This window comes from Flavobacterium sp. DSR3-2 (assembly GCF_049896525.1).
Taxonomy (GTDB): domain Bacteria; phylum Bacteroidota; class Bacteroidia; order Flavobacteriales; family Flavobacteriaceae; genus Flavobacterium.
This window is the reverse complement of record NZ_JAFCUM010000003.1, coordinates 1-26,024: the sequence shown is the minus strand read 5'-3', so window position 1 is coordinate 26,024 and position 26,024 is coordinate 1. Positions and strand designations below refer to the sequence as shown.

Annotated in this window: 15 protein-coding genes, 2 tRNA genes, 1 rRNA gene and 1 pseudogene; 3 read left to right on the top strand and 16 right to left on the bottom strand. The window is 33.6% G+C overall.

The window, feature by feature from the left end:
• Window positions 1–259: 259 nt before the first annotated feature.
• The 4 genes from ACP7AV_RS05795 to lon form a co-directional block, all read right to left on the bottom strand.
• Window positions 260–1,636 (bottom strand): nucleoside permease, encoded by a 1,377-nt coding sequence (locus tag ACP7AV_RS05795; protein WP_426091124.1) that lies wholly within the window; start codon window positions 1,634–1,636, stop codon window positions 260–262.
• Between the two features lie 73 nt (window positions 1,637–1,709).
• Complete coding sequence (gene cmk / locus ACP7AV_RS05790; protein ID WP_426091123.1) at window positions 1,710–2,405, bottom strand: (d)CMP kinase; 696 nt, start codon at window positions 2,403–2,405, stop codon at window positions 1,710–1,712.
• A gap of 37 nt (window positions 2,406–2,442) precedes the next feature.
• On the bottom strand, window positions 2,443–3,462 hold the full coding sequence (porQ, locus tag ACP7AV_RS05785) for a type IX secretion system protein PorQ (protein ID WP_426091122.1): 1,020 nt from the start codon (window positions 3,460–3,462) through the stop codon (window positions 2,443–2,445).
• A 168-nt stretch (window positions 3,463–3,630) separates the two neighbouring features.
• The gene (gene lon, locus ACP7AV_RS05780) at window positions 3,631–6,081 is read right to left on the bottom strand and encodes an endopeptidase La (protein ID WP_426091121.1); all 2,451 of its coding nucleotides are present in this window, start codon (window positions 6,079–6,081) and stop codon (window positions 3,631–3,633) included.
• A 470-nt stretch (window positions 6,082–6,551) separates the two neighbouring features.
• Here lon and ACP7AV_RS05775 point away from each other — a divergent pair.
• A pseudogene (locus tag ACP7AV_RS05775) lies at window positions 6,552–6,809 on the top strand (GIN domain-containing protein); the annotation flags it as partial.
• A gap of 34 nt (window positions 6,810–6,843) precedes the next feature.
• Here the strand turns inward: ACP7AV_RS05775 and ACP7AV_RS05770 are convergent.
• From ACP7AV_RS05770 to ACP7AV_RS05745, 6 genes are all read right to left on the bottom strand, one after another.
• Complete coding sequence (locus ACP7AV_RS05770) at window positions 6,844–8,169, bottom strand: MFS transporter (protein ID WP_426091120.1); 1,326 nt, start codon at window positions 8,167–8,169, stop codon at window positions 6,844–6,846.
• 177 nt (window positions 8,170–8,346) lie between these two features.
• Complete coding sequence (locus tag ACP7AV_RS05765; RefSeq protein ID WP_426091119.1) at window positions 8,347–9,162, bottom strand: M48 family metallopeptidase; 816 nt, start codon at window positions 9,160–9,162, stop codon at window positions 8,347–8,349.
• Window positions 9,163–9,250: 88 nt separating this feature from the next.
• The gene (locus ACP7AV_RS05760; RefSeq protein WP_426091118.1) at window positions 9,251–11,650 is read right to left on the bottom strand and encodes a glycoside hydrolase family 31 protein; all 2,400 of its coding nucleotides are present in this window, start codon (window positions 11,648–11,650) and stop codon (window positions 9,251–9,253) included.
• A 197-nt stretch (window positions 11,651–11,847) separates the two neighbouring features.
• Window positions 11,848–13,755 (bottom strand): 1,4-alpha-glucan branching protein GlgB, encoded by a 1,908-nt coding sequence (glgB, locus tag ACP7AV_RS05755; RefSeq protein WP_426091117.1) that lies wholly within the window; start codon window positions 13,753–13,755, stop codon window positions 11,848–11,850.
• Between the two features lie 68 nt (window positions 13,756–13,823).
• On the bottom strand, window positions 13,824–15,104 hold the full coding sequence (locus ACP7AV_RS05750) for a glucose-1-phosphate adenylyltransferase (RefSeq protein ID WP_426091116.1): 1,281 nt from the start codon (window positions 15,102–15,104) through the stop codon (window positions 13,824–13,826).
• The gene (locus tag ACP7AV_RS05745; protein ID WP_426091115.1) at window positions 15,101–16,522 is read right to left on the bottom strand and encodes a glycogen synthase; all 1,422 of its coding nucleotides are present in this window, start codon (window positions 16,520–16,522) and stop codon (window positions 15,101–15,103) included. Before ACP7AV_RS05745 ends, ACP7AV_RS05750 begins: the two co-directional genes overlap by 4 nt.
• Before the next feature lie 168 nt (window positions 16,523–16,690).
• Here ACP7AV_RS05745 and ACP7AV_RS05740 point away from each other — a divergent pair, with 168 nt between their 5' ends.
• Together ACP7AV_RS05740 and msrB are read left to right on the top strand one after the other, a co-directional pair.
• The gene (locus ACP7AV_RS05740) at window positions 16,691–17,557 is read left to right on the top strand and encodes an alpha/beta fold hydrolase (protein ID WP_426091114.1); all 867 of its coding nucleotides are present in this window, start codon (window positions 16,691–16,693) and stop codon (window positions 17,555–17,557) included.
• Between the two features lie 37 nt (window positions 17,558–17,594).
• On the top strand, window positions 17,595–17,984 hold the full coding sequence (gene msrB, locus ACP7AV_RS05735; protein WP_426091113.1) for a peptide-methionine (R)-S-oxide reductase MsrB: 390 nt from the start codon (window positions 17,595–17,597) through the stop codon (window positions 17,982–17,984).
• Window positions 17,985–18,682: 698 nt separating this feature from the next.
• Here msrB and ACP7AV_RS05730 read toward each other — a convergent pair.
• From ACP7AV_RS05730 to rrf, 6 genes are all read right to left on the bottom strand, one after another.
• The gene (locus ACP7AV_RS05730) at window positions 18,683–20,305 is read right to left on the bottom strand and encodes an amidase (protein ID WP_426091112.1); all 1,623 of its coding nucleotides are present in this window, start codon (window positions 20,303–20,305) and stop codon (window positions 18,683–18,685) included.
• 1,094 nt (window positions 20,306–21,399) lie between these two features.
• Window positions 21,400–24,405 (bottom strand): histidine kinase, encoded by a 3,006-nt coding sequence (locus ACP7AV_RS05725; protein ID WP_426091111.1) that lies wholly within the window; start codon window positions 24,403–24,405, stop codon window positions 21,400–21,402.
• Entirely contained in the window at window positions 24,389–25,141 is a 753-nt protein-coding gene (locus tag ACP7AV_RS05720) for a LytR/AlgR family response regulator transcription factor (RefSeq protein ID WP_426091110.1), read from the bottom strand. Before ACP7AV_RS05720 ends, ACP7AV_RS05725 begins: the two co-directional genes overlap by 17 nt.
• Before the next feature lie 269 nt (window positions 25,142–25,410).
• Window positions 25,411–25,496, bottom strand: a tRNA-Leu gene (locus ACP7AV_RS05715).
• 6 nt (window positions 25,497–25,502) lie between these two features.
• Window positions 25,503–25,575 (bottom strand) — tRNA-Phe (locus ACP7AV_RS05710).
• 68 nt (window positions 25,576–25,643) lie between these two features.
• A 5S ribosomal RNA gene (gene rrf / locus ACP7AV_RS05705) occupies window positions 25,644–25,753 on the bottom strand.
• Window positions 25,754–26,024 lie beyond the last annotated feature (271 nt).

Below are 26,024 nucleotides of genomic sequence, written 5' to 3'. Positions count from 1 at the left end.
ATTTATCTTAATTAGCAAAATTTTACAGGTAAGATAATCGATTGAAAATCAGGAGCGAAATAATTGGTTTTTTTTGCAGGTAAAGTTCCCGCTTTCCGCTATATCTTTTACACAGCTTCCAGCCTTTTGAGGGCTGGAAGCTGTGTAAAAGGATGCCGCTTCACTCGGGGCTAGTTAGCTTAAATCGGTATTTTTCAGCATAAAAAAAACCGATAACTATATTTCAGTTATCGGATTCTATTCATTTTTCCGTCGCTTTTTAATGACTTACATTTTGCACATCCAAAGGATTGTGTTTGTGCTTAAATAAAACAGCAAATGCAACCGCAATTATCAATGCGTAAATAGCAAAAGCCAGCCAAATCGTATGCCAGTCTTTCATAAAAATGGCTTTACTGAACAATCCATCGGCTGTAATTGTATTTCCTTGGCCAGTAACAAATTCCAACATTTTTGAATTTGTCGTTTCTGTTTCCAGAAAACCAGCCAAATCTGTAGTATTATTAAATGATTTTGTAAAGTATTTATCAATAGCCCATCCGGAGGTAAAACTTCCTAAAACCGCTCCAAAACCATTGGTCATCATCATAAACAATCCTTGTGCCGAAGAACGATTTTTTGGATCTGTATTGGTTTCAACAAATAATGATCCTGATATATTAAAGAAATCAAAGGCCATTCCGTAAACCACGCAAGACATGATAATCATCCATAATCCGCTTGTTGGATTTCCGTAAGCAAATAATCCAAAACGCAATACCCAAGCCAACATACTAATTAACATCACTTGTTTGATACCAAAACGTCTTAGAAAAAAAGGAATCGCGAGAATAAATAAAGTCTCCGAAATTTGAGAAATTGACATTATAATCGTTGAATATTCCACAACGAAAGAATCCGCATATTTTGGAAAATGTTTGAATTCATCCAAGAAAACATCTCCATACGCATTTGTTAATTGTAAAGCGCCTCCCAAAAACATGGAGAAAACAAAAAACAAAGCCATTTTATAATCTGCAAATAATTTAAACGATTCTAATCCTAATGTTTCCATCACAGAAGCATTCTCTTTAGACAAGCGTTGCGGTTTACATTTTGGTAACGTAAAAGAATAAATTCCCAAAAGTATCGCCGCTAAACCTGCGATGTAAAACTGATACTCTGTCGCTTTATTTCCCGTTAAATTGGTAATCCACATCGCAACAATAAAGCCAATTGTTCCCCAAACCCGGATGGGCGGAAAATCTTTAATAACATCTTTATTATTAAGTTTAAGTGCGGTGTAAGAAATAGAATTGCTTAAGGCAATTGTCGGCATGTAAAAACACATTGCCAATAGCATAATATAAATAAAGGTTTCCGGAGTGGAAACTTGTGGAATATAGAATAGAACTGCAGCATATAAAATATGAAGAATTCCGTATAATTTTTCAGCATTTACCCATCTGTCAGCGATAATTCCGGTCAGTGTTGGCATAAATAAAGAAGCAATTCCCATTGTTCCAAAAACCAGCCCAAACTGAGTTCCTTCCCAATTTTTGGTGCCAAACCAGTAATTCGCAATGGTAATTAACCAAGCTCCCCAAACAAAAAACTGAAGAAAACTCATTATTACCAATCTATTTTTAATTCCCATGAGACGAATTTTTTTTTATTTTAAAAAATTTACAAGGCGTAAATCTACTATTAAAAATGAGATCTGCAAATAATTATATCGTTTTAGTAATTTCATTTACCAATTCTAAAACAAGCTTGAATTGTTCCTCACGATTCAAATGTGAATTATCAATTTCTATTGCATCTTCAGCCATAACCAAAGGAGAATCTTCGCGATGCGTATCAATGTAATCACGCTCCTCTACATTTGCCAAAACTTCTTCAAATGTTACGGTATCAACTTTTGCGACCAACTCATCATAACGTCGTTTTGCTCTTGTAGTTGCGCTAGCGGTCATGAAAATTTTAAGTTCGGCATCCGGAAAAACTACGGTACCAATATCCCTGCCATCCATTACAATTCCTTTATCTTTTCCCATTTCTTTTTGTTGTTCCACTAATTTGGTGCGAACCTCAGAAACTTCGGCTACTTTACTCACAAAGCTTGACACTTCAATCGTTCTGATTTCGGTTTCGACATTGACATCATTCAAATACATTTCAGCGAAACCCAAATCAACATTGAATTTGAATTGCAATTTTATATTTGGCAGACTATTAATTAAAGTTTGTTTATCAAAAGAATCCGCATTTATGTAACCGTTTTGCATCGCAAAATAAGTCACTGCACGATACATCGCGCCCGTATCAACATAAATAAATCCTAAATGATTCGCTAGTTGGTTGGCCAACGTGCTTTTCCCTGTAGAGGAGAAACCATCAATGGCTATAGTAATTTTTTTATCCAAAATTTTTAATTTTAAGTTTTATGTTACACCAAAATCCTTATTGAAAATTAATTGTCAATCCAAAAAGGCTTGTATTTCCGGCCAATGTATATCTGGAATACGAATAATTGAACTTTAGTTTATTTAATTTGAGTCCAAACCCCAATGAAACTCCTGAGAAATTCCGTTGTTCTAAAAGCCGTAATTCCTCCGCTCTTCTAAAATTATATCCTATTCGAAGGTTAAATGCTTTTTTAGGGAAGAGTTCAACACCCACAATTACGTGTCGTAAAGTATTATTTACAAAAGATACTTTTTCTTCGGTGGATTCTCCATTAAATGAAGATTCCGATCGTGCAGGATTTGAAAAAGCAATATTCCACTGCTGTAAATTCTCCAATGTAAGATGCCAGCGAATAGGCACATTTTCTAATTCCTGTGAAACTCCAGCTATTATTTCGAGTGGCAATTGTTCATTAATACCATTATACGTAGAAAATTGAGTTCCAATGTTTCTGATGGCTAAACCCCAATTTACGTCGTTTCTTTCATCAATATACAAAGCACCGATATCAAGAGCTCCTCCAAAAGAATGATAGGTTTCTAAACTGGAAGAAATCAGTTTTGCACTGGCTCCAATGTGAATGTCAGTATAAGGAATGTTGTAAGAATAGCCAAAAGAAAGGGCTATTTCACTTCCTGTAAATTCTGCTGTTGGCTGACCATTTTCGTCATATCCTTCAAAATTGCCATAGTTGACGTAATTTACTCCAGCCTGAAAAGTTTGCAAATGACGGTCATATGTATACGCGTAAGAAGCTGTTCCGTAAGTCACTTCTTTGAAATAACTTCCATAATTCAAAGCTAGATGGTTGTCCATTTCTGCATTTATAGTTGCCGGATTAAAATGAACCTGATTAACGTCATCATCATAAATCGTAATTACTTTTCCTCCCAACGCTGCCTGTCTTGGCGACGTGACCAAGTTTAAAAACTGATAAGTATACTTCCCTCCTATCTGACTGTAAGAAACAGCGCAAATGATGAGGAAACAGTATTGAAGAAGTTTTTTTAACATGCTCTAAATTGCAGTTGGTGTAAAATAAAAACGCAACTGCGAAGATAAAATTATAAATACAATAAATGGCAACTTTGAAACTCGTAATCGCAAATAAAAAATCCAAATTCCATCTCTTGAAAATCAAGTTTTGGAAGTTGGATTTTTAACATTTAGAAGTTGTATTGATTACAAATCCTTTGCATTTTTAACTTTCTGATCAGTTAAAGCAAATTTTAATACTTCGCTCATTTCTTTCACATAATGAAAAGAAAGTCCTTCCAGATATTCTGGTTTTATTTCGTCAATATTACTTTTGTTTTCGTGACACAAAATGATTTCTTTAATGTTGGCTCTTTTGGCTGCCAGAATTTTTTCTTTAATTCCGCCTACTGGCAACACTTTTCCACGTAACGTGATTTCTCCTGTCATCGCCAGGTTTTTCTTCACTCGTTTTTGTGTAAACAACGAAACTAATGAAGTTAACATTGCAATTCCGGCACTTGGACCGTCTTTTGGAGTGGCTCCTTCCGGAACGTGTAAGTGAATATTATATTTCGATAGTATCTCTGAATCCAACCCCAAAAGTTTCGCATTTGCCTTAATATATTCTAAAGCAATGGTTGCAGATTCTTTCATGACCGTTCCTAAATTTCCAGTTATGGTCATGTTGCCTTTTCCCGGAGAAAGCAACGATTCTATAAACAGAATGTCACCACCAACAGAAGTCCAAGCCAAACCAGTTACCACACCAGCAACATCATTGTTCTCGTATTTATCTCTTTCTAGTCTTGGTACACCAAGCGTTTTTATGATATCTTCGTCGGTCACTTTTTTGTTATACTCTTCTTCCATTGCAACAGATTTTGCTGCATTACGGATTACTTGAGCAATTTTGGCCTCTAAACCACGAACACCCGATTCACGAGTGTATCCTTCGACAATTTTCTCTAATTGTTTTTTACCAATGCTTAAATCCTTTATCGTTAAACCGTGTTCTTTCAATTGTCTTGGAAACAAATGCTGGCGTGCAATTTCTACTTTTTCTTCAATCGTATAACCTGACATTTTGATAATTTCCATTCTGTCTTTCAACGCTGGTTGAATTGCTGCCATGTTATTTGAAGTCGCAATAAACATCACTTTAGATAAATCATATCCCATTTCAAGGAAGTTGTCATAAAACGAATTGTTTTGCTCCGGATCTAAAACCTCCAGCAATGCTGACGATGGATCTCCTTGATTACTATTTGATAACTTATCAATTTCATCCAAAACAAAAACCGGATTTGATGTTCCTGCTTTTTTCAAACTTTGAATAATTCGTCCTGGCATGGCACCGATGTAGGTTTTTCTGTGTCCTCGAATCTCCGCCTCATCACGTAAACCACCGAGAGAAATTCGAACATATTTCCGACCCAATGCTTCAGCTATAGAACGCCCGATAGATGTTTTTCCAACTCCCGGAGGTCCTGTCAAACAAATAATTGGAGACTTCATATCATTTCGCAATTTTAAAACTGCTAAATGTTCTATCATTCTTTTCTTAACATCTTCAAGACCAAAATGATCTCTGTCCAATATTTTTTGAGCTCTTTTTAAATCGAATTTATCTTTAGAATATTCATTCCAAGGCAATTCTAAGAATAACTCTAAATAGTTTCTTTGAATTCCAAAATCTGGCGCTTGCGGATTCATGCGGCGCATTTTAGACAATTCTTTTTCAAAATGTTTTTTGGTTTTCTCATCCCATTTTTTGGTCAAAGACTTCTGCAACATTTCGTCCATTTCTTCGTCCTGAGAAACGCCACCCAATTCTTCCTGGATGGTTTTCATTTGTTGATGGAGGAAATATTCACGTTGTTGTTGATCTAAATCAAAACGAACTTTAGATTGAATGTCGTTTTTTAATTCAAGTTTTTGCAACTCAATATTCATATAACGAAGCGTCTCTAAAGCTCTTTCTTTCAATTCATTAATAGCTAATAAATCTTGCTTCTCTTTAACAGAAAGATTCATATTAGAAGTCACAAAATTGACTAAAAACGATTGGCTTTCAATATTCTTAATAGCAAAAGTAGCTTCACTGGGAATATTTGGACTTTCTTTGATAATCTGAATGGCTAATTCTTTGATTGAATCCAGAATCGCTACAAATTCAGTATCATTTTTCTTAGGTCTTTTTTCAGGAACTTCCTTAATTTTCGCTGTAATATAAGGCGTTTCATTAATAACAGAATCAATTTCGAAACGTTTTTTACCTTGAAGAATTACGGTTACATTCCCATCAGGCATTTTAAGCACACGCAAAATACGGGCTACAGTACCTATTTTATGAATATCATCTTTGGTTGGATCTTCATCTTCCTCATTGATTTGAGCAACAACTCCAATAGTTTTTCCAGCGGCATTAGCATCATTAATCAGTTTTATTGATTTATCGCGTCCCGCAGTAATTGGTATCACAACTCCGGGAAATAAAACCATATTTCGTAAAGGTAAAATAGCCAATAATTCGGGTAAAGCCTCATTATTCATTTCCTCCTCATCCTCGGGAGTCAAAAGTGGAATTAAATCTGCTTCCGAATCAAATTCCTGAAGTGACAGATTGTCAATAGTAAGTATTTTATGATTTGACATATATTATTTAAGTCTTTTTGTCATTAAAAAATTCATTCTTTAAGCAAATATAGGGTTTCAAAATATTCTTTTTAGATAAAAGCAATGTTTAATCTTCATTATCTGCATAGCGCTGAATGAGTCAATCTTTGTGCCAAAAGAAACTATCTTTATCCTATTTTTCATCAGAAAGTGATATTTTAGACACAACAAAAGCATCAAAATAAATAAAGATTTAAACCCCATAGAAAAATAGTTTATATTCCTGTAAAAATAAATTTTGATTGTAATTTGAATTCACAATAGAAAAAAAGTATAGGCTTTTTTTCAATATCAGCTAAATTTCGACTTTTCCGAATAGTTTTAAATTAAAAAATTAAATTAATTCTATGTTTCTATGTGGTTCAATTTTTAATGAGTTTGACCGCTGATTTTAGATACGACAAACAAGAACCAAATAAAATAATTGAGCATGTTTTGATGCTTACTTAAGTGATTCGGGTCATATGATAATAGCTGGGAGAATAGTCAATTTTAGCAGTAATTTCAATGATTTCAATGCTAGTAATGCTTGCGATTTTAAAGCTAAAAACGTAAAAATTACCGTTTCTGATTTAGGAGACAATACAGTTTTCTGCAGCGAAAACCTTTATGCAAGAGTTTCGGGCTCGGGAGATGTTGAATACAAAGGTGATCCTAAGAAAAAAGATATAAAAATGAATGGTTCCGGTACCATCTCTAAGTCTTAACTCGACAATATTCTTTTAAAGTAAAGGTGTTCTATTACTTTAGGACACCTTTTTTTGGAACTCTTCTCAACAAAACAACAGCCACAACAAAGAATACTCCCAAAAATACGATGGCAAGTCTTGGACTGCCGGTAATTTGGTCAATAATTCCATACACTAACATGCCTATTACGATGCCAATTTTTTCAGCAACATCATAAAAACTAAAAAAAGAAGCGGTATCCTGTGTTTCTGGTAATAATTTTGAATAAGTGGAGCGCGATAATGCCTGAATCCCTCCCATCACAAGGCCTGCAATAGATGCCATCACATAAAAATGTATGGGCAAAGTAATAAAAAATGCAAGTGCACAAAATACTGCCCAAATACAATTGATCCCAATTAAAGTGGGAATATTTCCGAATTTGCCTGAAGCTCTTGAAGTTATTATGGCTCCAAGAACAGCCACTAATTGAATAATTAAAATACAAATAATTAAACCTGTTGTACTTTCGGCTTTAGAAGACCAAGCAATTTCCTGTGCGCCAAAGTAAGTGGCAACAAGCATTACTGTTTGTACGGCCATACTTGAAACAAAAAAACTGCCTAAATACCGCTTTAATGCAATGTTTTCGTTCAATAAAAACCAAACTATTTTTAACTCTTTCAAACCATTAAAAATAACATGGTGTGTTACTTTACGATCGGCATTTTTATTGCCTTTTGGCAAAAAATAATACGTATACTGACTGAATACAATCCACCACACACCAACCATAATAAAGGAATATCGCATGGCTTTCATCGCCGCTTCTCCATCAGTTCCTGTAATTCCAAAAAGTTTTGGTTTCATTATCATCGCTAAATTAATGATCAATAAAATCACACTTCCAATGTATCCTAAGGAATATCCTTTGGCACTGATTTTATCCTGTTGCTCCACATAAGCTATATCAGGCAAATATGAATTATAAAAAACCAAACTTCCCCAATATCCAATCAATCCAAAAAAGTAAAATGCCAATCCAATGTATATACTTTCAAGATTGAACCAATATAATCCCATACAAGATAATGCTCCCAAATAACAAAAGAACTTCATAAATGATTTTTTATCCCCCACATAATCAGCAATACCTGATAATAAAGGTGAAATAAAAGCGACCAATAAAAATGCAAAAGCGGTAACAAAACTAATTAAAGCTGAATTTTTCAGATGTACACCAAAAACATCAATATAATGATCTCGTTCCGAAAATAAAGCTTCGTAAAAAATTGGAAACACGGCAGATGCGATGGTAAGCGTATAAACTGAATTTGCCCAGTCATAAAAAGCCCAAGCGTTTAATAATTTAGTACTTCCTTTTTGTAAATCTGCCATGATTAATTTTTTTATGATGCGAATTTATTTATTTTTCGTTAAGAATTGTAAAAAAAATGAATAAATCATGGGTTAACAAATCATTAATAAACACGAACAGTTATAAATATCTAAAAGGCAGAATACAAAAAAAGCTATCCCTTTTGAGGATAGCTTAAACTATTTTTTAGATAAAAATTACTTGTAAATGACTCCAACTTTAGCCGCTAAAGCTTTTGCTTCAGGAATTAATGCTTTTAAGTTTGCGATTCTTGTAGCATCAGACGGGTGTGTACTCATAAATTCTGGTGGTGCTTGTCCGGCTGATTGCGCAGACATTCTTTGCCAGAAGGTAATAGATTGTTCTGGATTATATCCTGCAATTGCCATTAGAGTAAGACCTATTTTATCCGCTTCCGTTTCGTGATTTCTGCTAAAAGGAAGCATTGCTCCATATTGCGTAGTTACACCATAAGCTTGTTGCCAGATTTGTTGATTTTCCGCGCTTTTTCCACCTGTTGCAACAGCAACTCCTACAGCTCCTAATTGTTGCAATTGAGCCGCACTCATACGTTGCGCTCCATGATTTGCCAATGCATGAGAAACTTCATGTCCAATTACAGTAGCTAAACCTGAATCGTCTTTAGTGATTGGCAAAATTCCTGAATAAACAACAATTTTCCCTCCTGGCATACACCATGCATTCACTTCTTTATTGTCAATTAATTTATATTCCCAACGGTAGTCCTGTAAATATTGCGCTTGTCCTAAATAGGTTAAATATTTTTCGGCTGCAGCTTTAATTCGCATTCCAACTGCTTCCACTTTTCTGGCATCTGCAGTACCGGTAATTACTTTATTTTCCTTTAAAAAAGTACCGTATTGTTGAAAAGATGTTGGAAACAATTCACTGTTAGAAACAAAATTTAAACTTTTTTTCCCTGTAATTGGATTAGTAGCACAAGAATAAATTAATCCTACTGCAAAAATTCCTACTATTAAATGCTTTTTCATAATTTTATCTTTTAAATATTCATCAAAAATACAACTGTTTTTAACAATAAAATTTATATAATTAAATGTAAAAGTATCATCTTTTTTGTTATTCACCAGTAATATGAAATGCCGTAAATTCTTTATCAACAATTATGTAACTTTCATTTTCTAAAGTATTTCTGTCAAACGACACTTCCACATTATCAATCTCAATCATTTTAACTTTAAAGGGTAATCCGATTAGATTTATTTTATATTTCGAATAATTCGTATCGTATTTTCCTTCTTTATGCAACTGAACAATCAGTTCATTCTCTTTACCAGTTATTTGAAACGATAAAAAACTGTATCTCCCTTTTTTATAATCGTAACCATCTTGCGCATCTTCATAAACTACAGACTTTTCTTTTCCCTCTTTATAATAAATATCGAGTGTTAATTCCTCAAATTCTAATTCTCCGACATATTGTTGAACAGGATATTTAGGGATAATAGCTCCCGCTTTCACAAAAATTGGAATTTGATCAAATTTAGTGTCTACCCAAATTTCTTTTCCTCCTTTTACTTTTTCGTTAGTCCAATAATTATACCAGTGTCCACGAGGAATATACATTCTTCTGCCCAAAGCATTTGGTTCTAAAATTGGACAAACTAATATTTGATTTCCAAATACAAATTCATCATTTCTGTAGTGCGTCTGAATATCTTCTTGATCGTAATACACTAATGGTTTCAACATAGGAATTCCTTCCTCAATGTACTGCCAAAACATAGTATATAAATAAGGCAACAATTGATACCTCAAATTGACAAATTTTCTGGTAATATCAATTACTTCTTCATCAAAAGCCCATGGCTCTTGATCTCCGTGATCTCCAGAGGAATGCGTTCTACAAAACGGATGGAAAACACCCAATTGAATCCATCTAGCGTATAATTCTCCGGAAGGTTGTTCCGCAAATCCACCGATATCTGAGCCTGTAAAACCCATCCCGGAAATTGACATTCTTTGCACCTGAATATTGGCAATCCATAAATGCTCCCAAGTGGCCACATTATCTCCAGTCCAAGAAGACGTGTAGCGTTGCGCCCCGGCGTACGCTGATCTTGTGATTACAAATGGTCTTTTTGGATAAGCAAATCGTTTTACACCGTGATAAGTTGCTCTGGCCATTTGTGTACCGTAAATGTTGTGTGCTTTTCTATGGCTGCAAGGATTTCCGTCGTAATCGTGGCGTACATCCATAGGAAATGTTTTATTAGGAACCTCCATTACTGCGGGTTCATTCATGTCATTCCACACTCCTTTTACTCCAATCTCCGAAATTAATTCTTTAAATAGTCCTGCCCACCATTCTCGTACTGCAGGGTTTGTATAATCCGGAAAATTACATTCTCCCGGCCAAACTTTCCCTTTCATGTATGGACCGTCAGCTCTTTTACAGAAATAATCTTTTTCTAAAGCTTCTTTATAAACAGCGTATTCTTTGTCAATTTTTATTCCTGGGTCAATAATTACAACCGTTTTGAAACCATCTTCTGCTAATTCAGCCACCATTCTCTTTGGATCTGGAAAATATTCTTTATTCCAAGTAAAACATCGAAAACCTTCCATATAATCAATATCCAAATACAACGCATCGCAAGGAATTTTCAACTCTCTAAATTTGGCAGCAACTTCTTTTAAATTACTTTCTGGATAATAACTCCATTTACATTGGTGGTATCCCAGTGCCCAAAGTGGCGGTAATTCGGGTTTTCCAGTCAAATCAGTATAAGTGGTAACTACATCTTGCATTTGTGGTCCATAAATGAAATAGTAATTCATTTCTCCGCCTTCTGCCCAATAACTGGTTACGTTTCTTCTTTCGTGACAAAAATCAAAATAAGTTCTGAACGTATTATCAAAGAATATACCGTACGACTGCTTGTTTTGTAGTCCAATGTAAAATGGAACTACTTTATATAATGGTTCCTGATCTTTTTGAAAAGCATATTGATCTGTCGCAAAATTCTCCAGTCTTTTTCCTTTCAAATTCAATTGGGTTGCTTTATCACCAAGTCCGTAAAAACATTCCCCATCTTTTGAAGCCTTACTCATTTTTACGATATTCCCACCGTATTCATAGCTTTCTTCCCAATGGAACCCCAATTCGTCCTCTAAAATAATATTATCCTCCAAATCATAAATAGACAATCTCATGTCTATTTTTTGAATTCTGCATTTTACTTTACTTGTTTTTATCTGATAATACTCTTCCACTTCAGAAACCTCAAGAAAATTATATCCATGAGAATGACTTTTATCAATTGCATAAGAAAAATCATTACTGAAATATCCTTTTGTAGTAAATCTAAATCGGATTAAACTGTCTCTTAATACCGTTACTTTTAATATGACACTATTTTCAGTGTGAAAACATATGGAATCTACCTCATGTTCAAAAGAAACTATTTTTGTGGGATATAAATCTCCTTTGTATTCTAATTCTGTATTTGTAATCATGTTTTATGGTATTAATTCTAATCAATTTTTAATTTTCAAAAATACAAAAATACTTTTAAGCTTATGTAGATCTGATGTGTATTAACGAAAACGTTGTAGTTTATTTCAATGTAACAATCAGCTATATAAACTAATGGCTTCCAAAATAAATGAAAACCATTAGTAGTATTTATTTAAAAATAAGGGAGTTTTTTTACTTATGAAATCTTAAATACAATTACACTCAAAGGAGGTAAAAGCAACTCAGTAGAGTAATCTCTTCCATCATAAGGCATGGCCTCGACTGCTATTTTTTTAACATTAGAAACTCCGCTTCCTCCATATTCTAAAGCATCACTATTAAAAATTTCGGTTAATTTACCTTTTTTAGGTAAACCAATTCGATAATCAGGGCGTATAACCTGAGTAAAATTGCAAATTACAATTACATCGTCTTTTGGATCATTTCCTTTTCGAATGAAAGACATCACAGCATTTTGATGATCGGAGTAATTAATCCATTCAAAACCTTCCGAACTGAATTGTTTTTCGTGTAATGCAGGTTGTGTTTTATAGAGTTTATTCAAATCCGTAATTAATTTTTTGATGCCGGCATGAAACGGATATTGTAACAAATGCCAGTCTAAACTTTCTGAAAAATTCCATTCGCTGCTTTGTCCAAATTCACTTCCCATAAACAATAATTTTGTTCCGGGATGCATAAACATATAACCATACAGTAATCTTAAATTCGCGAATTTTTGCCATTCATCTCCTGGCATTCTTCCTGCTATAGATTTTTTTCCGTACACTACTTCGTCATGCGAAAGCGGTAACATAAAATTTTCCGAAAAAGTATAGGTCATCGAGAAAGTCAAATCATTTTGATGGTACTTTCTGTACACCGTGTCTTTTTGAAAATATTCCAAAGTATCGTGCATCCAACCCATCATCCATTTCATTCCAAAACCCAAACCACCTATAGATGTTGGTCTGGAAACCATTGGGAACGAAGTGCTTTCTTCGGCAATAGTTTGTACGCCTTCAAAATTAGAATAAACGGCTTCGTTAAATTCTTTCAGAAAACTGATAGTATCTAGATTTTCTCTTCCACCGTAAATATTAGGTTCCCATTCGCCATCGTTTCTGGAATAATCCAAATACAACATCGAGGCGACAGCATCAACGCGAAGCGCATCAGCATGATAATGTTGCAACCAAAATAATGCATTACTGATTAAGAACGAACGAACTTCGTTTCGTCCATAATTAAACACTAAACTTTTCCAATCAGGATGATATCCTTTTTTACGATCTGGATGTTCAAAAAGATTCGATCCGTCAAAAAATCCTAAACCATGGGCATCGTCAGGAAAATGAGAAGGAACCCAATCCAGAATTACTCCAATCCCGGCTTCATGCAATTTATCTACTAAATGCATGAATTCCTGCGGATTCCCAAAACGGGAAGTTGGTGCAAAATATCCCACTAATTGGTATCCCCAAGAAGGATCGTAAGGATACTCCATTATTGGCATGAACTCTACATGAGTAAAGCCAGTTTCTTTCACATAGTTTACTAAATCTTCGGCAAATTCGAGATAAGTTAAAAACCGATTTTCATCTGTGTGACGTTTCCAAGAGCCTAAATGTACTTCATACACTGAGTAAGGTTTGTCTAAACCATTATGATTTTGACGGGTTTCCATCCAGTTAGCATCTTTCCAATTATACTCTAAATCCCAAACTACTGATGCTGTATGCGGTGGTTTCTCACAATAAAAAGCAAACGGGTCGGCTTTCTCAGTACTAATTCCGCCATTATTGGATTGTATTTTATATTTATAGGTGGTCCCTTTTTCTACATTTGGAATAAATCCTTCCCAAATACCGGAGGAATCCCAACGAACTTCTAAAAGATGCTCGCCTTGTGTCCAAAAATTAAATTCCCCAACAACAGAAACGGAATGCGCTGTTGGTGCCCAAACGGCAAAATAAACACCATCCAATCCGTCAACCGTGGTAAGATGTGCGCCTAATTTTTCGTAAAGGCGGAAATGTTTTCCAGCTTTAAATAAATCAATATCAAAATCGGTAAAAAAGGAATGCGAGATAACTTTACTCATATAACAATTGTATGCTTCTGCTTTATGTAAAAATCAGAATATTAGTGTAAGAAAAACAGTTTTAAGATTTATTTGATAATATAATTATCCGGTATAACTGCTCCTTTTTTAATAACAACAATTCCATCTTTTATGGCGTACAACTCATTAGAAAAGTCTTGTAAATGGTTTCCACCATTGATGTAAACGTCATCACCAATTCTGCAGTTTTTATCCACGATCGCATTGCTAATAAAACATCTTTCCCCAATTCCCACCAATTGTCTGTCGCTTTTAAGATCTTCATTCATATCATCAATATTCTGATAGAAATCATTACCCATTACGTAACTGTTTTGAATTATGGTTCCTTCCCCTATTCTGGATCGAATACCAATTACAGAACGATTAATTTCTTTGGCATTCAAAATACAACCTTCCGAAATCAATGATCTATCAACCATTGTTTTTTGGAATTTTGATGGTGGCAACAATCTTGGTCTGGTAAATATTTTATTTTCGTTATCAAATAAATTGAATTTTGGCAAGTCATCTGTTAATCCTATATTCGCTTCAAAAAAGGAATCAATATTACCAATATCCGTCCAATATCCTTCATATTGATAACTTAAAATTTTTTTGTGCCCTACTGCCTGAGGAATAATTTCTTTACCAAAATCTTTGGTTTCTTTATTGGACATAATGTCTACCAACAGTTTTTTGTTGAAAATGTAGATTCCCATTGAAGCCAGGTAATTTTTCCCTTCACTTTTCATTTGTTCACTCACATCCGATTCCCAGTCTGGCAACAATTCTTTAGCCGGTTTTTCAATAAAAGATTCAATACAGCTTTCGGAGTTTGTTTTTAATATCCCAAATTCAGGCGCATCCTTAGCATTTACTGGCAAAGTAGCAATAGAGATGTCAGCTTCGTTCTTTATGTGTTCTTCTAACATATCGTTGAAATCCATTTGGTACAACTGATCACCGGAAAGTATCAACGCATAATCAAAATCATGATTTAAGAAGTGAGGCATACATTGTCTTACAGCATCCGCGGTACCTTGAAACCAAGTTGGATTGTCAGGAGTTTGTTCTGCTGCAAGAATATCAACAAAAGCATGGCTGAAAATACTAAAGTTATAGGTGTTTTTGATGTGTGCATTTAAGGAAGCGGAGTTAAACTGCGTCAATACAAACATCCTGTAAATATCTGAATTCATACAATTTGAAATTGGAATGTCAACCAATCTATATTTGCCTCCAATTGGCACAGCTGGTTTTGATCTTGATTCTGTCAACGGATATAATCGAGATCCTTGTCCTCCACCTAAAATTATTGCAATTACATTTTTCTTTTTGGCTTTCATTTCTTGTTAATTATTAGTTTGTACATTTCTATATATTCCTGACAAACACGCTCCCAAGAATGGTCCGTGTTCATTCCTATTTTTCTAATTTTATTAAAATGTTTTTTGTCGTCGTATAAATCAATTGCTCTCTGAATCGAATAACATATATCGCCAACTGTGGCCTGATCATGACAAATCCCATTTCCGTCATCACCAAAGTCAATTACCGTATCTCTTAGTCCACCTGTTCGTCTCACAATAGGAATTGTTCCGTAGCGTAAAGAATACATTTGGTTCAAACCACAAGGTTCTACTCTGGAAGGCATTAATAAATAATCAGAACCGGCGTAAATCAAGTGTGCTAGTTCTTCATTGTATCCAATGAACGTATTGTAATTTCCCTTGTAATCTTGTAGCAAACTATTTAATTGATTTTCAATAACTTTATTTCCAGAACCTAAAATCAAAATATTAATTTGCTGATAATTTTCTGACAATGCAAGCGCTGCGGCATGCGGCAATAAATCACCTCCTTTTTCTTCTAATAATCTTCCTATAAAACTAAAAAGTGGTTTTGTTGGATCCAGATTGAAGAGGTTACATAACTTTTCTTTATTTTCCTGTTTTCCTTTTTCAAAATTTTTAATTGAATAGTTTTTTTCCAGCATGGCATCATTTGCTGGATCCCAAACTTCGATATCAATTCCGTTTAAAATTCCTTTAGATTTATAACGCACCAGATTAAATAAGGATTCTAGTCCGTTTGCTGAATAATTGATTTCATTCAGATAATTAGGCGAAACTGTCGTTACAGCCCAAGCACACTTAATGGCAACTGCCAATGAATTGATGCAATTATCCCATTCTAAAACGTTGACATGAGCCAAATCAAATTCTGGTAAATAATACAATTTATCAAATCCAAACTGACCTTGATACAAACCATTATGAATGGTAATCATGGAAGGAATACTCCGTAATTTTTCGTATTTATGGCAATACAACATCATAAACGGAATCAAACCCGTATGATGATCGTGACAATTAATGACATCCGCCACTTCGCTTCTGCTTGTAATCCAATCCAAAGTTGCAATTTGGAAAGATAAAAAACGCTCGATATCGTCTTGATATCCATAAACATCTTTTCTATCAAATAATTCCTGGATTTCAACCAAATACAATTCAAATCCTAACTTATCTGTTTTTTCTTTAAGAATATTAAAAGGAAAATTGAAATCCCCCAACTTTACATGCCCCCAATAGACACATTCAAAATCATTTTCTTTTTTAAATTTTGTGTCGTAGCAAGGCATCACTACACGTACTTTATGTCCTGCATTATTTTGATATTTTGGCAATGCGCCAACAACGTCAGCTAAACCTCCTACTTTCGCAACGGGATAACATTCTGCGCTGATATGAAATATTTCCATTTATGAAATTTTAATGTTTTCAGTAAATTCTTCTATGATTGGAATATTTAATATTTGAGTCTTTTATGTTAATACCAATAAAAAACTTTATAAAAAATACTACTTTTATGTTTTTCTAAATTTACTAAAAAATTTATAGAATAATAACTCGGTTAAAAATTTATTGAAATGACAAAAAAAACTTCTAATCATACCCAATCATTGAAAATTCCTAAGATAATTTTATTAACCAGTAAATTAATCTCTTTTATTTCTCCAAAACTAATTACATTATTTGCTGCTAAACTCTTTACGACACCGATAAAACATAAAATTCCAAAAAGAGAATTAGAAATGGATTACAAAAGCATTCAAAAATTAATCCGAGTGCCCGCAATTGATAAGGAGGTTGTTTTGTATCAATATGGAAAAAGCGAGAAGAAAATTTTATTAGTACACGGTTGGTCAGGACGCGGAACTCAATTATTCAAAATAGCCGACGAATTATTAAAAGCCGGATATTCAACTATTAGTTTTGATGCTCCAGCGCATGGAAAATCACCCGGTAAAACTACTATTATGGTCGATTTCATCGCTACAATTTTAGAAATAGAGAAGCAATTTGGACCGTTTGAAGCAGCCATTGGTCATTCATTAGGAGGAATGTCCGTTTTAAATGCGATAAAAAAAGGTTTAAAAGTAAATCATGCCGTAGTGATTGGCAGTGGAGACATTGTGGAAGATATTATGGATGATTTTGTAGCAAAATTAGAATTGAAACCAGCTGTAAGCACTCTTTTGCGCCTGTATTTCGAAAAAAAATACGGAGAAAAAATGAGTAATTATTCTGCTTTCCTAGCCGCCAAGGAAACTGCTATTCCAGTTTTAGTAATACATGACAATCACGACCCTGAAGTTCCCGTAAAGGCTGGAATTCACATTCATAAATATTTAAAAAATGGAGAGTTACTATTAACAGACGGATTAGGACATAGAAAGATTCTAGGAAACCCTAAAGTAATTGAAAAAACAGTTCAATTCATCCAAAATAAATAATTGAAATACAACACTATACAATTAAAAAAAAATAATCATGAAATATCCTGTAGAAAAAACCGAACAAGAATGGAAAGAACAATTAGGCGAGGAACGCTATAGAATTCTTCGACAAAAAGGGACTGAATATCCACACACGGGAACATATAACTTGCTTTATGAAAAAGGAACGTATTGCTGCGGCGCCTGCGGAGAACCTTTGTTCGAAAGCAATTCTAAGTTTTATGCGCATTGCGGTTGGCCGTCATTTGATGAATCCATTCCTGGAAAAGTTGAATATATTTCAGATGTTACGCATGGCATGAAACGTACCGAAATCCTTTGTGCAAATTGCGGCAGCCATTTAGGGCATGTGTTTGATGACGGACCTACAAAAACCGGACAACGCTATTGTGTGAACTCTTTATCAGTGGACTTTAAAGAATAGTGATACGGATTTATTTGAAAACTTAACGCAAAGGGCAAAAAATTTAGAATTAATTGTAACAAACAGGTGGGAAAAAAACATTCGTTGGAGTGTCATAATTTAAACGAATTTATGGTGACGGTAATTTAATAAGCGCAGAATTCCAATGCCAATATTAAAAAAATTGCCACAATAGTATTTAAAGCATACTCAAATATGGAAAACTCAACGATTTCTAATGAGGAAGCATTATTCCTGTGTATATCTGAAGTCGGAAATTTTGGAACCAAAGCAAAATGGCTTTTAAAATAGCGCAAACCACCCAAAAAGACGAAAACATTCGACTAACCATGGAGGGTTTAGTTGCATTGAAGAGAAGCTGAAGATGATTCGCTAATCTAATTCTTCGAGAAGCAAAAGTTCTTGTATTAGGTATGATCGCCGATTTACATGTTATTAGAGTAGTTCCGAGAATTGCAATTATAAAAGAAACCTAAGATGGAATTAAATCCAAAAAAATAGTTGATGCGAGTATCGCTAAAAAAATTTTTGGGAGAAATTGGGATGGCTATTTCATTTTTAGGATGAGACATTTGCCGCCCACAATTCAAATGTCCAGAATATTTAATTAACTCCATTTGTGAATATTAAGTAAAAATAAAAGGGTAAAAAGTGATTCACTCTTTACCCTTTTTCATATTCTTTAATCGCGTGAATAATTATAAAAAAGACGGCTTAAATGCTGGTTTTAGTCGCTTTTTAGATGCTTGTTCATACGCATAACCTAATCCGATTAATTCTCCTTCAGTGTACGGCGTTCCAAAAAAAGATAATCCAACGGGTAAATCATACACTATCCCATTTGGAACAGTAATGTGTGGATATCCACTTGCCGCTGCTGGCGATGTTAAAGAATATCCTCCCCAGCGATCCCCGTAAATCATATCAATACTGCAAGCAGGGCCCATCGTTATTCCACAAATGGCATCCAACTTATTTTCTTCAAAAACAGCTTTTAAAATACTTTTACTTCCTTCGAAACTTGCAGCTAATGCTTCCAAGTATTTTTTATCATCCAAACCTTTTTTTGCGTTAGAACTCTCTAATGTTTCTTGTTTAAAATAAGGCATTGCTTTATCTTCATTACTGCTATTAAAATCTATTACATCTTTTAAAGTTTTTACTTTTGCATTAGCCGTAGCCAAGTAGCTGTTCAATCCGTCTTTAAATTCATATTGTAAAACTTCAAATTCGGCTTGACCAAAAGCATTAATTTTATCGAAATAGTCAATTTCGACAATGACAGCACCTTGCTTTTTTAGTAAGTTAATGGCATCGTTTAAAAGTGCATTGATGTATTTATTATCTCCTTGCGGTTTTTTCTCAATACCAATCCTTTTTCCTTTCAAAGCGTTTGCATCTAAAAATGTCGTGTAATCTTTATGAGCTTTCCCTTTGCTTTCAAGCGTTACGGCATCATCTTGGTCATCAGCAGCAATTGCACCTAATAGTATTGCCGCATCGGTTACGTTTCTTGCCATTGGACCAGCTGTATCTTGTGTTTTTGAAATCGGAATAATTCCTGAACGGCTAACCAAACCTACTGTTGGTTTGATCCCCACAATTCCATTTACTGAAGCTGGGCAAACAATAGAACCATCCGTTTCGGTTCCAATAGCAACTACGCAAAGATTGGCTGACACAGCGGTACCTGATCCCGCACTGGAACCACATGGATTGTGATCTAAAATGTAAGGATTTTTAGTCTGCCCGCCCCTGCTGCTCCATCCGGAACACGATTGCGTGGAACGAAAATTTGCCCATTCACTCAAATTGGTTTTGCCAATGATTACTGCTCCAGCCTCTCTCAGTTTTTTAACAACAAAAGCATCTTTTAAAGCAATATTCCCTGCCATAGCCAAAGATCCTGCGGTTGTTTGCATTTTATCGGCAGTGTCTATATTATCTTTTATCAAAACAGGAATTCCGTGTAAAGGCCCTCTGATTTTGCCTGCCATCAATTCTTTATCCATTGCAACAGCAATAGTTACTGCATCCGGATTGATTTCAATAACCGAATTTAATTGAGGTCCATTCTTATCTACCGCTTCAATTCGTTTCAAGTACAGTTGCACTAATTGTTCCGAAGTATATTTTCCGGAAGTTAATTTCTCTCTTAAACTGCCAATGGTTTCTTCATCCAGTTCAAAGGCTTCATTAGAATCTCCTAATGGTACTGAATCTTCATTCTTTTTAGTACTGGAGGTGCAACCGGTAACCAAAAGTGTGGTAAGACCTGCAGAAGCAAGAGTTGCAGTGGTTAAAAAAGATCGTCTTTTCATAGGTTAAGTTATTTATGTGGTTATCGATTTATTAAACAAAAAACTAAAGTAGTTTTTTTTCACAAGATACAATAACCTATTAATTGGAACAAATGTTAAAGTTTAAATTCTCTTAATATGGAAATAAACGAAAATAAACTCCTAAACAAAAAAAAACGAAAATAAAATGGAAATTAAAATTATATACGTAAAAACACGGACTAGCTTTCGTTGAGGATGTTTGTAATGAACGGCATCATTTTTTAAAAAATTACTGAAAAACAACATCAATTTGCTTTCAAATAGTTTTGATAATTGCTTGCTTAAAACATGTGTAAAAGTGAATAAAGTGCTTTTTTCTAATGAGGAATTCCCCTTATTATTTCCATCTTTAGTATCACTAAACCCAACAATACTATTACAGTGATAATTTCTTAAAAATCCTCTATTCTCGTCTTCTTCCTCTTCAATATTCCTTAAAACGAAAAACCAAGAACAGATCAAAAAACTGAGTAGCATAAAATATATTGAAAAATCAATTTCTGAACCTTTCACAAGGGTAAAATAGTATATTCCGAAGCCAATATTAGAAAGTAAAAGCGATTTGTAAGGAGAATTTGACTTAGCTTCTACAAGGAAACTTAGTAGAATAATACCAAAAGCGATATAAGAAAAAACTGTAAAATTTTGCAGATGCAAAAAAATAGAATCCATAATTAAAACTGTATTATTTACTTTATAATAATGTGATTTTTTGAAAGAAAAGTAAATGCCTGCCTTGACAATTCCCTTACGGATGTTGCGGACATAAAAAGCTTGTTAAACTCAAAATAAAAGAACATATAGCACCACAATATTTACAAAATTATTGCGCTTTTTCCAGACCTTAAAATACTATTGCTTTTGAAAACACAATTTTAACAGTAATACGTTTGCATATGATTTGATCTTTGATTTACCTCCTTTGAAACAAAAATATAGGTTTACCGTAAGCCCAATTAAATCATCTTATGAAAGGTGCTTTTTAAGCTATGAAAGAGCTCAATTGGTTTGTAAAGATAAAAGGCTCCAATCCAAAATTGGATTAGAGCCTTTATAATTATTCATTTCAACTATTATATAGTCAGTCTTATGGTCACTGTCGTTCCATTATTTTCTGTAAACTGAATGTCAATCGGATTGACATTTGAATTTTGTAAAAGCGAAAGTCTTTCTATAGTCAACTGAATGCCTTTCGAATTATGAATTTTCGTTTTTTTAGCAGCATTTAAGCTCATACCATTGTCAATAATTTTGCATTCTAAAATATTCTTAGTCAACATTTCAAAAGAGATTGTCAATTTTGGAGCAGGATGCGAAGCGTAAAAAGCATGAACAAAAACATTTTCAACAAAAGGCTGCAACAACATGGTAGGAATTTTGGAATGGTAAACATCTACGTCAGAACCAATATGGAATTCCGTTTTAATTCGGTTATCAAAACGCATATTTTCAATCATAATATAGGATTTCAAATACTCAATCTCTTCTTCAATCGCAATCGTTTGTTTAGATGAATTTTCTAATGTTTGACGAATTAATTTAGCAAACTCTCCTATGTATTTCAAAGAATTACCGATATCATTACTAATAATATAATCCTGTATGGCATTCATTGCATTAAATGTAAAGTGAGGATTCATTTGGCTTAACAAAGCTTCCAGCTTGGTTTCTGCGATACGTTTTTGTATCACTGCCTGCTCTCTGGATTTCTTTTTAGATTTAAAAATCAAATACACTAAAACATTAAAAATAGACAAAACCGCTAAAGCAATAAACCACCACGTCATCCAAAAAGGAGGTCGAATATGAATTTCCAATAATTTAAAAATGGTTGCTTTCCCTGCATTCGAATCAAAAACTTCAACCTCTAAATTATAGTTACCGTACGGCAAATAAGGTAAAAACAGGTTTGTTTTTTCACTATACGGACTCCATCGATTGGTACTTTTTAGACGATATCGAAATTTTAATTTATTAGGAAAATCATGCCCTTTTGGTATAAAATTAATGGAAAAGGAATTGTCTTTGTAATCACAAATTAATTCTTTTGAATTATAACGAAACCATTTATAATTAGAGGAACTAATTGGAACATTGTTAATTTCGATTGTTGAAATTGTCATCTCTGACACGGTCATTTGTGGCGCTATTAATCGGTCTAAATCAATTGTGTAATATCCTTTTTTGGTTCCCAACCACAATTGATTTTCGAATATTTGTGAAGTGGTAACCGCGCAATCTTTCAATCCTTGCTCTTTATCAATCGATCGAACAACACCATCCTTATACAAGTTGATTCCTTTTTCGGTTCCGATGAGAATAAAATCTTTAAACGATTCTAAAAACAGAATAGTATTACCTACAATCTCTTTTTTAGAAATAATTTTTAAAATTTTAAAAGCTTTTGAGTCATCTACAATAAAAACATTTCCAAATTCGGCAGCCAAAATAAGTTGTCCCTTGCTATTAACTGTAATATGTTTGAGCTTTTTCTCCATCCAAATTCCTTCTGCTAAGTAAGAATGAAACTGATTATTTTTATAGACATACAATCCATTAAAAACAGATAGAAGATAAGTTTTGTCATTATAATTGAGAGCTTTTACGATGGCCGTAACCTTTTCATCTAAAGATTTTACTTTCAAATTATAAATATCATCATATACATGAACTCCACCATAAGGATTGGTCTCAAAAAAATTATTATTTGGAGTAAAACCAAATTCATAAGTGTGAATGGGAACATAGTTTATTATCTTTCCCTCAAAATTAATTTCGAAAAGTCCAATATTACTACTAGTCCAAAGGACTTTACCATGCTTTACGAGCCTATAAAATTCGATACCGCTTGCCGGTAACTTATAATTCAATTCAAAAAAATCATCAGCGTGTGTGGGCAATGGTTTTTTAGTTTTCTTTATAAAATCTATTTCTGCCTTTTTAAAATCGGATAAAGAAATATTACTTAAAAGAGTATTAGAAGCATTGAAAATAGAGATCCCTTTATGGTGCAAAATGACTTTTTGATTATTAAAAACTTCAAAATCAATAATCGATTTCTCCTCAAACAAGTTATAATTAATCATTTTATTCAACCGAACTTCATAAATTCCTTTGTCTTTCGAACCTACATAAAGAATATCTTTTGATTTATCATAAACAACATTGAGTAAATTTCGGGAATCAATACCATAATAATCTGAAACATTAACCATCTTATTATTAGAAATTTGATACAATCCACCATCGCTGTCGAAAAGGCCCCAAGAAGCAGCTAAAATGTTATTTCTGTTGTCTTTTACATAGTCCCAAATAATAGATTGACCAAACGTGTTTGTAGATAGAAGACCCTTTTTTAGATGTTCTAATTCAATAATATTAATAAATCCTTTATTGCTTAAATAGAGTTTAGAATCAAAATTTCCTAAACTATAAGCGTGTGAATCCTTGGCATTTCCAGTAATTTTAAATTCTACAATAGGTACAATTTTCGGAATGGAGCTAGAAAAATCAACTTTAAACAGACCCTCGTTAATAGTCGAAAAATAAACTGCCTTTTTGTAAGTAAAAAAATCACTTACCATAAACACTCCAAAATGAGGACGAATTCCTTTTGTTGTAACAACTTCATTGGTCTTAATGTCGATGATAGAAATACCTAATTCAGTTCCAATAAACATTTTATTTTTATACGAAAATAATTTTCTAACCCGATCTAAGGGCAATCCATTTTTTACATTAAAAACAGTAAACTTTTTACCATCATATTTACTAACTCCACCTCCATAACTGGCAAACCAAATGTTTCCATTACTATCTTGATTAATATCCCAACAGCTGTTATGACCCAAACCATCAATTTCATTAAGAGTAGAAAATGAACCATTCTCCATTCTGGAAACACCATTTTCAGTTCCAATCCATAAAATATTTTTTGAATCCAAAAACAATGAGCGAACTGCATTATTAGGTAAGCCATCTGCGGTAGAATAATTCTTGGAGGGATAATACTGCCCTAAAAGTAAATATGGGAAAAAAAATAGACCGAAAAAAAGGATCAACTTATTTAGAAATCGCATCAATTAATTCTTTTTTGGTAAATGATTTATCTGAAACAGGAATTTTATCACCAGTAATCATTTCTAAGATAAATTCATCAGATCTGAAGCTAATTACAAATTTGACATTAATTAGAAAGCTTCTATGAACTCTCAAAAAATTAGCGGAATGAAGCAATTCACAAGTCTCCTTAAATGATTTAGAAGTAAAGTAATTTTTATCCAAAGTATGAACTGTAGTATAAGCTCCATCCGATTTACAAAAGATAATTGTATTGGCTTGCACAACTTCAAAACCAGTTTTTGAGGGGAAAACAATTCTTTCTTTCCCTGTATTCTGATTGGCAATGTTCTCCGCTAATAACTTATAACGATCAAAATTAATTTTAACCAATTTGGCTTGCTCAACTCGAGCAATTGCTAATTTAAAATCGGCAATGTTAATGGGTTTAAGAAGATAATCTAAAGCACTATTTTTAATAGCATCTATGGCATATTCTTTATAAGCTGTTGTAAAAATAGTTTCAAATGTTATCGTTTCAAAATATTTAAAAAGTTCAAAACCATTTTCATCTTGCATTTGAATATCTAAAAAAACAATATCGGGATTGTATTTTTTTATCGAAACAACTGCTTGCTGAACGGAGTTACATTCGTCAATAATTTCTATTTTTTCGCTAAAATAAAGATTACATAATTTTCTTAGAAAACTACGTCCATGGGCTTCATCGTCAACTATAATTACTTTTAATTTCATTTAATTATAAATATTTTAGCTAAAAATACTACATTTAAAAGTTGAAACCTACCAACAGTAAATCTTAAATGACCTTTACAAACAAAAAAATTTTATTCAACCAAAGAAATAGGATATAATAGACTCAGAAATAAGTTTAAATTATAAAAAAGCGAAGTCAAAATCGGAAATTTGAAATTAATTTTAATTTTCTTACAGGAAATAGCTAATATATCATGCTATTTATAAATAAAAAAACTTCATCAGTTTTAAACTAATGAAGCCTTTTGTACTCAGAGCGGGACTTGAACCCGCACGAACATTGCTGTTCACTGGATTTTAAGTCCAGCGTGTCTACCAATTTCACCATCCGAGCATTTTGTGGTACCTCCAGGGATCGAACCAGGGACACATGGATTTTCAGTCCATTGCTCTACCATCTGAGCTAAGGTACCGATAAACATCTTCTTATATTAAAAAAGAATGAATAAAAAACCCCGTTCATCAGAACGGGGTTTTCAAAGAAAGGCGACGACATACTCTCCCACATAACTGCAGTACCATCTGCGCAGGCGGGCTTAACTACTCTGTTCGGGAAGGGAAGAGGTGAGCCCCGCCGCAATAACCACCTTAAGAGGTTATAATTGCTTTGGGCAATCATTGTAATGTTGTTTATACTGCTATAAACATCAATTACATAATATCTTAACATACTGAGATAAAGAATTTATCCTGAATTTATTTCAGGAACTAATAAAAAAGATACTGAAACAAGTTCAGCATTAAGAAAGTTTCTTCCTGCCGATTGCTCGGCAGGAAAAGCGTACATAAGCTTACGGGTTATTAGTACTACTCGACTATGACATTACTGCCTTTACATCTATAGCCTATCAACGTGGTCATC

Coding starts and splice junctions, on each gene's coding strand:
- ACP7AV_RS05750 (WP_426091116.1), bottom strand. CDS start 15,104: ATGAAAGCCAAAAAGAAAAATGTAATTGCAATAATTTTAGGTGGAGGA.
- msrB (WP_426091113.1), top strand. CDS start 17,595: ATGAAATATCCTGTAGAAAAAACCGAACAAGAATGGAAAGAACAATTA.
- glgB (WP_426091117.1), bottom strand. CDS start 13,755: ATGAGTAAAGTTATCTCGCATTCCTTTTTTACCGATTTTGATATTGAT.
- ACP7AV_RS05745 (WP_426091115.1), bottom strand. CDS start 16,522: ATGGAAATATTTCATATCAGCGCAGAATGTTATCCCGTTGCGAAAGTA.
- ACP7AV_RS05765 (WP_426091119.1), bottom strand. CDS start 9,162: ATGAAAAAGCATTTAATAGTAGGAATTTTTGCAGTAGGATTAATTTAT.
- ACP7AV_RS05725 (WP_426091111.1), bottom strand. CDS start 24,405: ATGCGATTTCTAAATAAGTTGATCCTTTTTTTCGGTCTATTTTTTTTC.
- porQ (WP_426091122.1), bottom strand. CDS start 3,462: ATGTTAAAAAAACTTCTTCAATACTGTTTCCTCATCATTTGCGCTGTT.
- ACP7AV_RS05795 (WP_426091124.1), bottom strand. CDS start 1,636: ATGGGAATTAAAAATAGATTGGTAATAATGAGTTTTCTTCAGTTTTTT.
- ACP7AV_RS05760 (WP_426091118.1), bottom strand. CDS start 11,650: ATGATTACAAATACAGAATTAGAATACAAAGGAGATTTATATCCCACA.
- ACP7AV_RS05770 (WP_426091120.1), bottom strand. CDS start 8,169: ATGGCAGATTTACAAAAAGGAAGTACTAAATTATTAAACGCTTGGGCT.
- ACP7AV_RS05740 (WP_426091114.1), top strand. CDS start 16,691: ATGACAAAAAAAACTTCTAATCATACCCAATCATTGAAAATTCCTAAG.
- ACP7AV_RS05730 (WP_426091112.1), bottom strand. CDS start 20,305: ATGAAAAGACGATCTTTTTTAACCACTGCAACTCTTGCTTCTGCAGGT.
- lon (WP_426091121.1), bottom strand. CDS start 6,081: ATGTCAAATCATAAAATACTTACTATTGACAATCTGTCACTTCAGGAA.
- ACP7AV_RS05720 (WP_426091110.1), bottom strand. CDS start 25,141: ATGAAATTAAAAGTAATTATAGTTGACGATGAAGCCCATGGACGTAGT.